The following is a 14,832-nucleotide window of genomic DNA, read 5'->3' as shown; positions in this document are numbered from 1 at the left end:
TGTCAAGCCCGTATTTCCCGGGAAACTCCGCGACATTGTTTCTGCCACTTGCCAAAGGGATGCTCCGGGAGCGCCCCTGGCAGGCGCGCGAAGCGCAGCGAAAAGCCTGCGCAGGCCTCACCCGCGTCTTAGGTGCAAAACGCTTTGCAGGGCAATGCGTTTCGTTACGCTGCCTTAAAACAGGGTGGTCTGGCTGCTTTCCGGCAGATCCTTTAAGGCCCCGGTGTTCCGGAGGGCCTCAATGACGGCGCTGGAAACCTTGGCCCTGGCCTGCAAATCGTCAATGGAGATATATTCCCCGCCGCTTTGCCTTGCTTCCAACAGGCCTTCCGCCGCAGCGCCGCCTACGCCGCTCAGGCTTGAGAAGGGCAGGCGGATTTCCCCCTCCTCCACCAGGAACTTGTTGGCATGGGATTTATAGATGTCCACAGGCCGCAGCTTAATATCCCGGGCCAGCATTTCGTTGATAATCTGCAGGGTGCCAAACTCGCCCTCTTCTTTGGCGCTGGCCTCCCGGTTCTTGATTTTCGTGTCCAGCTCCCGCATTTTCCGGGAGACGGCTTCCCGGCCCAAAGCGGCGGTGGCCCCGTCGAAGTCGTCGCTGCGCACAGTGAAATACGCCGCGTAAAACTCTGTGGGCTTATGCACCTTATACCAGCCCAGCCGCAAAGCGGCAATCATATAGGCCGCCGCATGGGCCTTGGGGAACATGTACTTGATTTTAAAGCAGGAGTCAATATACCATTGGGGCACGTTGTGCTCCTTCATGGCGGCAATGTGCTCTTGGGTTAAAAGCTTTGTGGCCTTGCCCTTGCGCACAATCTCCATAATTTTAAAAGCCATTTTCGGATCCAGGCCCTTGTTCATCAGGTACACCATGATGCTGTCCCGGGTGCCGATAACCTCAGAGATGGTGCAGGTTTTGTTTTTAATCAACTCCTGGGCGTTGCCCAGCCACACGTCTGTGCCATGGGAAAGGCCGGAAACCTGCAGGAGGTCGGAGAATTTCGTGGGGTTCGATTCCTCCAGCATCCCCCGCACAAAGTTTGTGCCCAGCTCCGGCAGGGACAGCGTCCCTGTTTTCACCCCGCCCAAATCCTCCGGGGTGACGCCCAGAGCTTTGGGGGAATGGAACAGGCTCATCACCTCCGGATCGCTCATGGAAACCTGCATGACAGGGATGCCTGTGTAGTCCTCCAGATACCGGTAGATGGTGGGCACGTCGTGTCCCAGCTCGTCCAGCTTGCACACGTTGTCGTGGATGGAGTGGAAGTCGAAATGGGTGGTGATGTTGTCAGACTTCTGGTCGTTTGCCGGGTGCTGGACAGGGCAGAAGTCGTACACCTCCATGCCCCTGGGCACCACGATCATGCCGCCGGGGTGCTGGCCTGTGGTGCGCTTCACCCCTGTACAGCCAATGGAGAGCCGCTTTTCCTCTGCCTTGTGGAAGGTGGCCTGCCGTTCCTCGGCATATTTTTTCACATAGCCAAAGGCCGTCTTGTCCGCCACTGTGGCAATGGTGCCGGCCTTGAACACGTTGTCCCTGCCGAAAAGCACTTCTGTATACCGGTGTGCGCCGGACTGGTATTCCCCGGAAAAGTTCAGGTCAATATCCGGCACCTTGTCCCCGTCAAAGCCCAGGAAGGTTTCAAAGGGAATCGTGTGGCCGTCCCTGTCCAGATCCGTGCCGCAGTGAGGGCACGTTTTGGGAGGCAGGTCAAAGCCGGAATCCACGCTGCCGTCTGTGATAAACTCGCTGTACTGGCACTTAGGGCACACATAGTGAGGCTCTAAAGGATTTACCTCTGAAATGCCCGACATGCTGGCCACAAAGGAGGATCCAACAGAGCCTCGGGAGCCCACCAGATAGCCATGGGCCTCGCTGTCTGCCACCAGCTTCTGGGCTGTCATATACAGCACAGAGAAGCCATGCTTGACAATGGATCCCAGCTCCTTGTTCAGCCGCTTCTCCACGATTTCCGGCACCGGATCCCCATATTTCGCCTTGGCCCGCTGCCAGGTAATGTCGATAAGCTGCTCTTGGGCGCCCTCGATAAAGGGCGGGAAGTTGCCCATGGGCACAGGGCGGAGGTGGTCTATCATGTCCGCAATTTTGCCCGGATTCGTCACCACCACTTCAAAAGCCTTTTCCTTGCCTAAATAGCTGAACTCCTCCAGCATTTCCGGCGTGGTGCGCATGTACAGGGGGGCCTGCTGGTCAGCGTCGGAGAAGCCCTTGCCCGCCATGAGGATTTTCCGGAAGGTGGCGTCTTTGGGATCTTTAAAATGCACGTCGCAGGTGGCCACTACCATTTTGTGCAGCTTCTCCCCGATGCGCACGATGGTGCGGTTATATTCTTTCAGGCCCTCAATGTCCGTATCCCTGTTTCGCACCATAAACATGTTGTTGCCTAAAGGCTGGATTTCCAGGTAATCATAATATTCCGCGATTTTGCACAGGTTCTCAAAGGAATCTCCCCGCACCATGGCCTGGAACAGCTCCCCGGCCTCGCAGGCGCTGCCCACCAGCAGCCCCTCCCTGTATTTGTTCAGCTCGCTTTTGGGCGTGCGGGGGCTGCGGTAGAAATATTCCAGATGGCCTTTGGAAATCAGGCGGTAGAGGTTTTTCAGGCCTGTGTGGTTTTTCACCAGGAGAATCATATGGTAAGGCCGCAGCTTTTTGGGATCCCCTCCTGCCAGGGCGGCGTTGATGTCTGAGACAAGCTTTGCCCCCTGGCCCTCCCGCAGCCGCTGCAAAAGCCGCAGGAAAATCTCTCCCAGGGTGGCGGCGTCATCGTCGGCCCGGTGGTGGTTAAAGGGCTTCAGCTTCAGGTAAGAAGCCACTGTATCCAGCTTGCAGTTTTTAATGTCTGTTAAAAGCGCCCGGCAGATGGGCACAGAATCTATGTACACATGCTGGAAGGGGATGCCGGCCCGCTCTCCGGCGGCCCGGAGGAAGCCTGTGTCAAAGCCCGCGTTGTGGGCCACCAGCACAGGGGATTCCCCGCAGAACTCATAGAAAGCCTTGAGGGCCTCCGCCTCCTTGGGCGCGCCCTGCACCATTTCGTTTGTAATGCCTGTCAGCTCTGTAATTTTTGTGGGGATGGGCATTTCCGGATCCACAAAGGTATCGAAATGGTCGGTGACCTCCCCGTTATGGATGCGCACCGCGCCGATTTCCGTCATGCGGTCTTTTTTCGGGGAAAGGCCGGTGGTTTCCAGGTCGAAGCAGATGAAATCCCCTTCTAAAGGCTGGGCTGTCTCCCCTGTGACCGCAGGCACCAGGTCGTTTACAAAATAGGCCTCTGTGCCATACAGCACTTTGAATTCCGGATCCTCCTTGCGGATGGCAGCCTCGGCATTCATGGCTTCCGGGAAGGCCTGGGCCACCCCATGATCAGTGATAGCCACAGCCTTCTGGCCCCATTTGTGGGCCTGCTTGATGAGATCCCCTGCGGGAGTCATGCCGTCCATGTCGGACATGTTGGTGTGCAGGTGCAGCTCCACCCGCTTTTCCAGGGCGTCGTCCACAACCTCCACTTGCTCCACTGTGGCGATGGCCCGGGGCCGCAGCACGTTTTCCCTGTCATATTTATCGTATTCCAGGCTGCCCCGCACCAGCAGGGATTTCCCCAGCTTCAGGCTGTCCAGCTCCTTGCACTGGCCTGCGTCCTGGATGATTTTCAGGGTGATGGAACTGGTGTAGTCTGTGATGTCGATGCTGTATATTTTCCGGGACTTATCCCGGGTTTCCTTGCTTTCCAGGGAGAAAATCTCTCCCCACACGATGATGCTGCCCAGGTCGATGGCGGCTTCCGCCAGGGGCGTGATGTGCCCCTTGGGCACCGCGCCGATTAAGGGCCGGGCGGTTTTGGGCACAATGGCGGGCAGCAGGTTTTCCTCCCCCCGCACGCTGATTTTCCGACGGCTGGCCTGCTCCTTCATGGCCTCTTCATAGGCCTCCATCTCCTGGATGGCCTGTTCCCGCCGCTGCTTCTCCTCCTGGGTGTGGATGCGTTCTAACAGAGAGGCGCTGCCTGCTTTGGTGCTGGTTTTCCCCGTAAATTCCACCCTGCAGCCCAGGGAGAACCACTCCCGCACCAAGTCCTGCATACGCTGGTCTGTGTGGCGGGCCTCCAGAAGGGAAAGGCCCCCATGGCGCAGTTCTACGGTGAGCACCCCCTCCTCCCACCGGGCCTCCGCCTGATGGAAGGTGCCGTTTAAGGTGGCGTCCTGCTGCTTTAAGGCGGCGCACAAGGAGGGCAGGCACTCTGGGGCAAAGCTTTCCCGGGGAAACCGGGGCAGCACCCGCACAGCGCCAAAGCCCGTCAAAGCCTCCGCAAGCTTTGCAAAGGATTCGTATGCCACAAACTGGGGGAAGCGTATCCCCACTTCTATCCCCCTCGGCTCCCGGCTTACCCGCAGGTTTTCAATCTCCCCCTCCAGCAGCCCTGCCGGGAAGGTTTTGCCCGCCAGCTCCTTTTGGAAAAATTCGCCCAGTGTGCTCAATGCCCGTCCTCCTCTTTTGTTGGGACTCCGTCTCGTCTGCCGACTCGGTCAGCTCGAAACGGCCGCCACTGGCGGCCCTCGCCCCAAACCCTGCTTAGGGGGGCTTTTGGGAAAAAGTCCCCCTAAGAACCCTTCAAAAACTTTCACTTTCCCCGCGTCCTGCAAAGCCCCTCCGCCGGAGCGGTTCGGCCCAGAGGGCCGAACCCGCCGCGAAGCGGCGCGGGAAAGGGCAAAGCCCTTTCCCGGCTCCGGCGGGCCGCTGTGCCTCTTTATTCCATGTAGGAAAGCACGCCTATCTGCCGGATTTGCCGCGACCAGCCCCCGTAAAACTCAAACCGCCCCACAGCCCCGGCCTTTGTCCGGATGCCGCAATGGTTCATGGCTTCCGGCGGCAGGCCCAGCCAAAGGAGGTTCCACACCCCCAGCGTGCCGCCGTGAGACACAAGCACCACGGTGTCTTCATCCCTGTCCAACACCTCCCGGCACAAAGGCTCCAGCCGCTGATAGACCTCCCGCTCCGTCTCCGCGCTGGGGAAAGGCCTTACATCTATGTAATCTCCTGGGCGTTCCGGGCCTCTGTGCTCCCGGTACCATTGGGCGGATTTCCCCACCGCTTCCCCCAGGTTTCGCTCCCGCAGTTCCTGGCGGAATTCTATCTCCAGCCCCAGCTTTTCCGCTAAAGGCGCGGCGGTCTGGGCTGCCCGCTTTAAATCGGAGGAATAGATTTTCACGCTTTGGCCTAAAAGCTCCGGGGCCAGGTTGTCCGCAATATTCTGGGCCTGCCGGCGGCCCCGCTCCGTTAAATCCCAGTCTGTCCAGGAGCCTACCATGCCGTTTGTATGGTGGATGGACTCACAGTGCTGAATGGTGAGAATCTGTTTCATGACCCGCTCCTTTTACAGCTTGCCCACTTCCGCTAAAAGCTCTTCTAAAAGCCTGTTTTCAGGAACCTTCCGGAGAATCTGCCCTTTCTTAAAGATCAGGCCCTCCCCTTTGCCACCGGCTATACCGATGTCCGCTTCCCGGGCCTCCCCGGGGCCGTTGACCGCGCAGCCCATCACCGCCACAGTGATGTCCTTTTTGCAATCCGACAATGCCTGCTCCGCCTGGGTTGCCAGGGAAATCAGGTCAATGCGGGTGCGCCCGCAGGTGGGGCAGGCGATAAGCCGCACGCCTCCCCGCATATCCAGGGCCTTGAGGATGTCCCTGCCTGCGTACACCTCTTCCACCGGGTCTGCGGCCAGGGAAACCCGCAAGGTGTCCCCAATGCCCTGCTGCAAAAGGCTCCCGATGCCAATGGCAGACTTCACCAGCCCCATACGGGCAGTGCCTGCGTGGGTGATGCCCAAGTGCAGGGGGTAAGGGCACTTTTCCGCCGCCAGTTGGTAGGCCCGGATGGTGGCATCCACAGAGGAGGCCTTCATGGACACCACAATGTCGGTAAAATCAAAGCGCTCCAGCAGGGAAGCATGGTACAAAGCGCTTTCGCACAGGGCCTCCGGGGTGGGGTGGCCGTATTTTGCCAGGATATGCTTTTCCAGGGATCCGTCGTTTACCCCAATGCGGATGGGGATGTTTTTGGCCCGGCAGGCCTGGGCTACGGCTTTCACCCGGCTGTCCTCCCCGATGTTGCCGGGGTTAATGCGGATTTTATCCACCCCGGCGTCGCAGCACGCCAGGGCCAGGCGGTAATCGAAATGGATATCCGCCACAATGGGTATGGATACTGCCTCTTTCAGGGCAGAGATGAGCTTTACCGCCGCCATGTCCGGCACCGCCGCCCGGAGTATTTCACACCCGGCCTGTTCCAGTGCCTTTGCCTGGGCCACGCTGCCCGGGATATCTGTGGAAGGGGTGCTGAGCATGGACTGCACCGTTACAGGCGCGCCGCCTCCCAGCAGGATATTCCCCACCTGCACTTGTGTAGATTTTCTTTTTGCCATACTATACTCATTCCCCTGTCATGCAATGTCAGCCTGTGAATATTCGGACGATATCGTGAAAAGTGATAACTGCCATCAGCCCTAAAAGCAGGATAAACCCGGCGGCATGGACATACCCCTCATACTTCTGCGGCACAGGCCTGCGGCTGACGCCCTCCCAGATGAGGAACAGCAGCCGTCCCCCGTCCAGGGCGGGCAGGGGCAGCAGGTTTACCACACCCAGGTTTACCGTTATCATAATAATCATTTGCAGGATATTCCCCACAGCCTTCCCGAAGCTTTCTGAAAGCCCGGCTTCCGCCGCTACAGAGATAGCCTGCACTGTGCCCACCGGCCCTGCAATTTCGTTAAGGCCAAAGCGCCCGGACACAATGCCCTTCAAGCTTTCCAGCGCCATGCGGGTCATGGACACCGTGTAGGTGAAGGAGCGCTTCACCACCCCAAAAAAGCTGCGCCGCTCCGGCTGAACATAAAAGTCCGGGGTGACCACCCGGCGGCCTGACACAGTCTGATAGGCCATGGGGAAGGGGCCAAGGTCTATACGCTGCCCCTCCCGGGAAACGGTGATGGAAACAGCGTCCGGGTTTGCCAGGGCCATGCCGAAGGACATATCCCTGTCGCTGTAAACGGCATAGCCGTCAATGGCGGTTATCACATCCCCTACCTGGGCGCCGGCAGCTTCCAGGGCGGAATTTTCCGCAAATTTGCTGATTTTCGTGGTGGCAAAAACTTCCTGGGGGATAAGGGTGAGGCCCATGAGCACAAAGCCCAGCACCACATTGAACACGCCTCCGGCTATTACCACCAGAATCCGCCGCCATACAGGCTTGCTGCCAAAGGCCGCCGGGTCGTCGCTGTCCTCATCCTCCCCCTCCATGGCGCAGAAGCCGCCAATGGGAAGCAGCCGCAGGGAATACAGAGTTTCCCCTTTTTGGAAAGCCCACAGTTTGGGGCCCATGCCAATGGAAAACTCGTTGACACGAATTTTCGCCGCCTTTGCCAGCAGGAAATGGCCCAGCTCGTGAAAAAATATCACGAACCCGAAAAGCAGTATGCCAATGACAATTAACAGCGCTATCATGAGAATCTGCAAAATATCAGCTCCTTGATCCGGTTTTGTAAAGCGTCCCCCGAGCTAAGGGCAAAAAAGTAAGGTACTGTGCATGTTTCCACGCCCAAGAGGTGGGGAAACACGCACAGTAAAAGCTGCCGGAAAGATTTGTGCTATGCCCGATTGGTCCGGCTTCTTACAGGCTTCCTGCCAGTTCCAGCACCCGGCTGCGGGCCATGCGGTCAGCCTCCAGCACATCCTCCACCTTGGCGGCCTGAACGGCAGGCTGGCTGTCCGCCGCTGCCTGCACCAGCCGGGGGATATCCATAAACCCGATTTTCTTCTCCAGGAAAAGCTGCACTGCCGCCTCGTTTGCGCCGTTTGCCGCCGCAGGCACAAGCCCCCCCCGCTCCATGGCCTTTATGCACAGGTTCAGGCAGGGAAAGCGCTCCCTGTCCGGCTCAAAGAAGGTCAGCTTCCCGAGGGCAGGCAGATCCAGCGCCCCCGAGGGGCTTTCCAGCCGCTGGGGATAGGTGAGGGCATATTGGATGGGCAGGCGCATATCCGGGGCGCCCATCTGGGCAATGACGGCGTTATCTGCAAACTCCACCATGGAGTGGACAATGCTCTCCCGGTGTACCACCACCCCGATGCGCTCCACAGGCATATGGAACAGCCAGGCGGCCTCAATAACCTCCAGGCCCTTGTTCATCATGGTGGCGCAGTCGATGGTAATTTTTGCCCCCATGTCCCAGTTGGGATGGCAAAGGGCCTGCTCTGGGGTGACGGCCTGAAGCCGTTCCTTTTCCCAGCCGAAAAACGGCCCGCCGGAGGCCGTCAGGATAAGGCGCTTTACAGCCCTTTCCTCAGGGCTTCCCTGGAGGCACTGGAAGATGGCGGAGTGCTCGCTGTCCACCGGCAAGATTTTCACCCCGTTCTGCCGGGCAGCTTCTATTACAAGGCTGCCCCCTGCCACCAGGGTTTCCTTGTTGGCAAGGGCCAGGGTTTTCTTCGCCTTTATGGCCGCCATGGTGGGACGAAGCCCCACCATGCCCACCACAGCGTTCAGGGTGGTGTCGGCGCCCTCCCAGGCGGCGGCTTCGCACAGGCCTTCCGGCCCTTCCAGCACTGTGATGTCCAAGTCCCGGGTGCGCTGCCGGAAGTCCCTGGCGGCGGCAGGTTCGAAAAGGGCTACTGCCTGGGGGGAAAGGCGGCGGGCCTGCTGCTCTAAAAGCTGTACATTGGATCGGGCGGCAAGCACCGCAATCTCAACAGGGAACGTCCCTGTCCTGTTTAACTGCTCCGCAACCTCCAAAGCCTGGGTGCCGATAGAGCCGGTGGATCCTAACAGGGAAAGCCTCAAAGGAATCCTTCCTTTCCATAGTGTATGCGCCAAAGCCCGGTTTTACAGCCAGGGTCTTTGAAATGTTTAAAAAGAACTGCTCCAAGCAGGCTTTTGCGCATATTCCCGCTTTTGCTATCCCGCGACGGGCAGGAAGCTTATGAGCAGGTAAACAAAGGGCGCTGTAAAAATCACGCTGTCAAACCGATCCAGAATGCCGCCATGGCCCGGGATCACCTGTCCGAAGTCCTTGATATGGCAGCTTCGCTTAATAAGGGAAAAGCTTAAATCCCCCAGCATGGACACAAAGGCGCCGAAAAACCCGATTAAAAACAGGGGCAGATACTGCACCTCCACCTGTCCCAGGTGGTAAACCCGGCTGAAAAACAGGCCGCACAGCAGGGCTGCCGCCACGTTTGCCACAAGGCCTCCCACAGCGCCTTCCACCGTTTTTTTCGGGCTGATTTTAGGGCAGAGCTTGTGTTTTCCAAAAAAGGTGCCGGCAAAAAAAGCACCCATGTCTGCGGCCCAGGCGGCGAACACCGCGAGAAGCACATAAAACATGCCATGGGCGCGGTTCAGCTCCCGCAGGAGCACCAGGCTGTGCAGGGCGCAGGGAATAAGCACCACCATGCTGTACTGCACAAAAATATCTTTAAAGCTGACTTCCTCATGGTAAGCCAGCATGGCGCAGCAGATAATCAGGGTGTAGAGGGCATAGGCTAAAAAGAGAAGCCTGCCGCCGCAAAAGGGCACTGCTGCCGCCGCTGCCAGAGAGGGCCAGAAAACAACCCCCTTCTTTTCAAGCCCCAAAGCCTTCCCCAATTCAAATACCGCTGCCGCCGCAATAATCGCCACGGCGATATTCAGCGCCAGAGGGAAGGTCTGGTCAAACAGGATAATCGCCGCCAAAAATACCGCCAGCACCGCCCCGGAAAGAACACGCCGCCTCATAGCGCATGCCCCCTTTTTCTTGTGTGATTCCCTCTCGGCCTACACGCCGCCAAAGCGCCGCTGCCGGGAAGCGTAGATCTGCAAGGCCCTGTCCATATCCGCCCGCGTGAAATCAGGCCAGAGGATGTCAAAAAACACAAACTCCGCATAGGCGCACTGCCATAAGAGGAAGTTTGAAAGCCGCTGCTCCCCGCTGGGGCGGATGAGCAAATCCAGATCCGGCTGGCCCGCTGTGTAGAGATAATCGGAAAAGAGGGATTCCTCCATGTCCGCCGGGCCGCGCCTGCCTGCCCGCACATCCTCCGCAAAAGCCCGGGCCGCCCGGACAAGCTCTGCCCGGCCTCCGTAATTCATGGCAAGGTTTAAAACCATGCCGGTTTTCACAGAGGACTCCTCCTCCACCCGGCGCATCAGCGCCTGCAGCTCCGGCGGGAAGGCGGAGGGATCCCCGATAAAGCGCACCCGGATGTTTTCATCCATAAAGTCCCGCAGGGCCTCCTCCAGATAATCCTTGAAAAGGCGCATCAGCCCTCCCACCTCCTCGGCAGGCCTGGCCCAGTTCTCTGTGGAGAACGCATAGATGGTCAGGTATTGGATGCCCAGCCCTGCGCAGTACCGGGTGATGCCCCGGAAGTTCTGGGCGCCGGCCCGGTGCCCGGCGCTTCGGGGCTGATGCCGCTTTTTGGCCCAGCGCCCGTTGCCGTCCATAATAATGCCCACATGGGCAGGCAGTATCCGGGGAGCCTCCCCCTTCTCTTCTTTCATTTTAAAAAGCGCCATGGCCCAACCTCCCGGCAAAAGAATGCGATTTAGATCTCCAGGATTTCCTTCTCTTTTGCAGAGAAGCAGGTATCGCAGTTCTTCACGTATTTATCTGTCAGCTCCTGGATTTTCTTCTCCCCCTGCTTCTGATCGTCCTCTGTAATGTCGCTCTGCTTTTTCATTTCCTTCAGCTTTTCAATGGCGTCCCGGCGGATGGCCCGCACTGCCACCTTGGCTTCTTCGCTAAGCTTGCTGATATCCTTCACCAGCTCCCGGCGGCGCTCCTCATTAAGGGGCGGGAACACCAGCCGGATGATTTTGCCGTCGTTCTGGGGGTTCACTCCCAGGTCGGAGGTCTGGATGGCCTTTTCAATCCCCCGCAGCACAGAAGCGTCCCAGGGCTGGATGGTCAGCACCCGGGCTTCACTCACCGCCACTGCCGCCAACTGGTTGATGGGCGTGGGGGTGTCGTAGTAGTTTACCATTATCTTATCCAGCACCGCTGGGTTTGCCCGGCCTGCCCGGATGGCGGCATACTCCTCCTCCAGGTGCCCGATGGTTTTTTTCATTTTGCTTTCCGCTTTCGCGAATACATCTTTCATCTCTGCCATGATTTTCCGTCCTTTCTTTCTGTTGGGCTGCCGATTCTCGTCTGCCGGCGCCCCAAACCCGCTTTAAAAAACTTTTTTGAAAAAAGTTCCAGTCTATCCGCTCCGGGAGCACGTCTGGTACGCGATGGCCCGCGTAAGCCGCAAACTCTTTGCGGCGGAAAGTTTCCGCTTCTGTCCCCCGCATCTTAGATGCAACGTTACGTTGCCGCTGCCTATTGTACTAGAGTGCCTACTTTTTCGCCCTTTGCCGCCCGGACGATGTTCTGGGGATCTTCCATACTGAACACCAAAAACGGGATGCCCCTGTCCTTACAGAAAGAGGCCGCTGTCATGTCCATAACCCCCAGGTTCCGGCTGAGCACATCCATATAGGAGAGGGTGTCGTATTTCTTGGCCTCCGGGTTCTTCTTGGGATCGCTGTCGTACACCCCGTCCACCATGGTGGCCTTTAAAATCACGTCTGCTTCAATTTCCGCCCCACGCAGGGCCGCCCCTGTGTCTGTGGAGAAGAAAGGGTTGCCGGTGCCGCAGCCGAACACCACCACCCGGCCTTTTTCCAGATGGCGCACCGCCCGGTTGCGGATATAAGGCTCTGCCACCTCCTGCATGGCAATGGCTGTCTGCACCCGCACGTCCAGCCCCGCCTGCTCCAGGCCGTCTGCCACGCCCAGGGCGTTTATCACTGTGGCCAGCATCCCCATGTGGTCTGCCCTGGTACGGTCCATGCTGCCGCTGCTGCGGCCCCGCCAGAAATTGCCTCCGCCCACTACAATGGCAACCTGGGCGCCCAGCACCACCACCTCTTTGATGGGCTTGCAAATCTCCATCACTGTGTCGAAATCAATGCCGTGGCCCAAACTGCCCGCCAAAGCCTCGCCGCTGAGCTTCAAGAGAATGCGCTTATATTTCAGTCCCATGAATTCACTCCTTCCCTTTGCCCGGGCCTCGCCCCGGCAAATCCAAGCATATACCTGCACGTATTCATATTGTACATGATATTGACATTTTTGTAAAGGTAAAAAACAGTTTTTACTGTTTTTTAATCTCCAGTGTTCGTGATTTTGCCAAAACAGTTCGCAATATTTATAAAAATTTTTATTGACTTTCCAGCAGCTCCTCCGGCTCAAAGCAGATGGAGCCATCTGACCGCAGGAAGCAGGGGATTCCGATGCCCCCGTCCTCCCGCACCTGCCGGAACTCCGGGCGGCTGTCCCGCAGGGCCAGGAATTCTTTCAGGCTGCCGGTGGAAAGGCCAATATCCATATAGGAAAACCCTGTAAAGCCCTTTTCCGCAAAAAGGCACAGGGCCTCGGCGCAGTCCTTGCAGATTTCCGTTCCGTAAAATTTCACCGGGGCCGGAGAAGCTTCTGCCGCAGGCATTTCATACGTCCGCACCTCGCAGTTGTGCATGGCAAACTTAAAAAACGTTTCGTTGTCCATGGGATGGAAATAGCTTTCAATCACCCGGCACACGCCCCCATGGCACACCGCCAGCACCGTTTCCTCCGGGCAGCGGGCGGCAAGCTCCTCCAGAAAGCGGTACACCCGCTTTGCCAGCATCATCTGGGATTCCCCCTGGGGATATCCGTCTGCAAAGTTCCGCTTGTGGAAAAGGAAGTTTTCGTCGAACCTGTCTGCCCCCTCGCACAGGCCGTAGTCCTGCTCAATCAGCTCCCTGTGCCGCTCTATCACCACTTCCCGGCCCTCACAGATAAGGGCCGCCGTCTCCCTGGCCCGCAGCATAGGCGAACACACCACCCTGTCAAAATGCACCCCGGAAAGCTTTTTCCCGGTTTCTTGGGCCTGCGCCCGGCCCTTTTCCGTCAGGGGCAGATCTGTCCTGCCGCATACCTTGTTCTCTTTGTTCCAAGCCGTTTCCCCATGGCGGGTTACATACAGCTTCATGGCTTTTCCTCCTCCACGCTATTTTGTATGTAAGTATAACATTCGGAAAAAATTTTTGCAACGTGCCCGTATCAGAACCTTTGGGGGAAATTTATGTGTTGCAAGACAGCCATACCGCACCCGCTTATCTGCAAAGCGCGCGGGGCAATAGTTAACGCAGTTCAAAAGAGGCAAACAGCTTTTTGAACCAGCGGCAATGCCGCATGCTTGAAAATCGGGCTATGCCGATTTTCAAGTGCGTTTACTATATTCTGTTTTTACACACGTTGTAGTGGCTATAACGATCTAAAAAGAAAAACGGCCTTCCCACAGGAAGGCCGCATCTCAAATAGAGAAAGCGCTGTTATACGGCATCTTCTATGCCAAAGTTTGTAGCCTTTGCAGAATAACGGCGGCTTCCGCCCGGGTGGCATAGCCCTGCGGATCCAACGTCCCATCGTCCCGGCCCCGCAACAGGCCGGAGCCTACAGCCCATTCCATAGCTGGAACAGCATAGGCACTGGTTTTGCCTGCGTCTGTAAAGCTGTCCAGCTTACCCATGGTACCTGCTATGCCTTTAAACTGCGCATAACGGTATAGGACAGCAGCAAGCTGCTCTCGTGTTACCGGGTCAGTGGGCCGAAAAAGCCCGTCCTCATGGCCCATCACTAAGCCGTTCTTCGCTGCCCATATTACCCCTTTACCGTACCAGGCATAGTCGATTACATCTGGGAAGGGGTTGTCAGAGCCTGCCGGAGGGGAATTCTCCAACCGATGCAGGACTGTGCAGATCATTCCCCGCTCCAGCGCGGCATTGGGGCTGAACCGCAGCAATTCCGTACCTTTTAAAAATCCTGCCTGATACGCCCACTTCACCTGCTCCTCCGCCCAATGGCCATAGGTGTCCTGGAAGGGGTTAAGAGAGTTACATTTATAAAACGTGTATCCGTATCCGTTCTCTACAACGCGAGCCGCTCCGCCGTAAACGGTTTCAAGCTGGGTATTCCCAGCAAAGGCATAGTCTGCTATCTCTGTAACCGTCTCAGGAAGCGTAACCGTTTTGCGCTCCGCCGCCCCTTGTATGGCGGTTACAACCTTTGTCTTATCATGGTTATACAGGATTCCCTGTTCATCCATCACAAAGTTCTTATTGCCGCTATCCAACTCTAAAGAGGCAATGCTTGTACAGGCGGCAGTATTACGGTCATAATATGACACGGATACAAAGGTCCCGTCCAGCTTGGCAATGTTCCTGGGAAGCTTTACCCTCTTCAGTTCCGGCGCACCCCGGAAAAAGTATGGCGGGATTTCCTCTGGGCCATCGCCTTGAAAAATAATTTGTTCTAATTTTGAACAGCCGCCGAACCAAGCTCCTGTTAAATAGACCCCTTCTATTTCCTGTAAAGTTGCAGGAAATACAACAGAAATCATTTCCGGATTGCCATTCAGACAAAAAACATGGGTGCCGCCTGCGTCTGGGAAATTTTCATAGTATAATCTCGATACAGGCTTGCCTTCAATATATTCTGGTATCACTATATCGCCTTTCAGATTTTCCGATTCATACAACGTCCAATCCGATACAATTTCTCCATTATCATCCAGATCCGCTCCAAAGTACATGGTTCCGCCATTAGGCAAAGTATACGTGCATAATTGATAATCTCCATGCCAATCTGCAAAGGTAATGGTGGGTTCTCCCTCTGCCATAGCGGGCAGGGCAGTGCATAAAACCAATAGCACAGCACTAAGTATTGCCAATAATCTTTTACAGCT

The 14,832-nt window shown here is 57.0% G+C and carries 11 protein-coding genes; all 11 read right to left on the bottom strand.

Features of this window, described 5'->3' with window-relative positions:
• Positions 1-174 precede the first annotated feature (174 nt).
• The gene (locus tag VSQ30_RS07415) at positions 175-4,509 is read right to left on the bottom strand and encodes a PolC-type DNA polymerase III (RefSeq protein ID WP_334463103.1); all 4,335 of its coding nucleotides are present in this window, start codon (positions 4,507-4,509) and stop codon (positions 175-177) included.
• Between the two features lie 269 nt (positions 4,510-4,778).
• Entirely contained in the window at positions 4,779-5,393 is a 615-nt protein-coding gene (locus tag VSQ30_RS07410; protein WP_334463101.1) for a histidine phosphatase family protein, read from the bottom strand.
• A 12-nt stretch (positions 5,394-5,405) separates the two neighbouring features.
• Positions 5,406-6,452, bottom strand: a complete 1,047-nt coding sequence (ispG, locus tag VSQ30_RS07405; protein WP_334463098.1) for a flavodoxin-dependent (E)-4-hydroxy-3-methylbut-2-enyl-diphosphate synthase — start codon at positions 6,450-6,452, stop codon at positions 5,406-5,408.
• A 28-nt stretch (positions 6,453-6,480) separates the two neighbouring features.
• Positions 6,481-7,545: a M50 family metallopeptidase gene (locus VSQ30_RS07400; RefSeq protein ID WP_237076108.1), complete on the bottom strand. Its 1,065-nt coding sequence runs from the start codon at positions 7,543-7,545 to the stop codon at positions 6,481-6,483.
• Between the two features lie 154 nt (positions 7,546-7,699).
• Complete coding sequence (locus VSQ30_RS07395; protein WP_502876210.1) at positions 7,700-8,866, bottom strand: 1-deoxy-D-xylulose-5-phosphate reductoisomerase; 1,167 nt, start codon at positions 8,864-8,866, stop codon at positions 7,700-7,702.
• A gap of 114 nt (positions 8,867-8,980) precedes the next feature.
• A complete protein-coding gene (locus VSQ30_RS07390; protein WP_334463096.1) occupies positions 8,981-9,799 on the bottom strand; it encodes a phosphatidate cytidylyltransferase in 819 nt (272 codons plus the stop codon).
• 39 nt (positions 9,800-9,838) lie between these two features.
• Positions 9,839-10,579, bottom strand: coding sequence for an undecaprenyl pyrophosphate synthase (uppS, locus tag VSQ30_RS07385; RefSeq protein WP_334463095.1), 741 nt, complete (start codon positions 10,577-10,579; stop codon positions 9,839-9,841).
• Between the two features lie 29 nt (positions 10,580-10,608).
• A complete protein-coding gene (gene frr, locus VSQ30_RS07380; protein WP_160641213.1) occupies positions 10,609-11,163 on the bottom strand; it encodes a ribosome recycling factor in 555 nt (184 codons plus the stop codon).
• Positions 11,164-11,384: 221 nt separating this feature from the next.
• Positions 11,385-12,089: a UMP kinase gene (pyrH, locus tag VSQ30_RS07375; RefSeq protein WP_334463094.1), complete on the bottom strand. Its 705-nt coding sequence runs from the start codon at positions 12,087-12,089 to the stop codon at positions 11,385-11,387.
• A gap of 178 nt (positions 12,090-12,267) precedes the next feature.
• On the bottom strand, positions 12,268-13,077 hold the full coding sequence (locus VSQ30_RS07370) for a histidine phosphatase family protein (RefSeq protein ID WP_334463092.1): 810 nt from the start codon (positions 13,075-13,077) through the stop codon (positions 12,268-12,270).
• A 357-nt stretch (positions 13,078-13,434) separates the two neighbouring features.
• Positions 13,435-14,817 carry an S-layer homology domain-containing protein gene (locus VSQ30_RS07365; protein WP_334463091.1) on the bottom strand — a complete coding sequence of 461 codons (1,383 nt, stop codon included), beginning with the start codon at positions 14,815-14,817 and terminating at the stop codon, positions 13,435-13,437.
• Positions 14,818-14,832 lie beyond the last annotated feature (15 nt).

Source organism: Acutalibacter sp. JLR.KK004, assembly GCF_036941085.1.
GTDB lineage: Bacteria > Bacillota > Clostridia > Oscillospirales > Acutalibacteraceae > Acutalibacter.
Note: the sequence above shows the minus strand (reverse complement) of the source record. Positions and strands in the feature narration are given on the sequence as shown.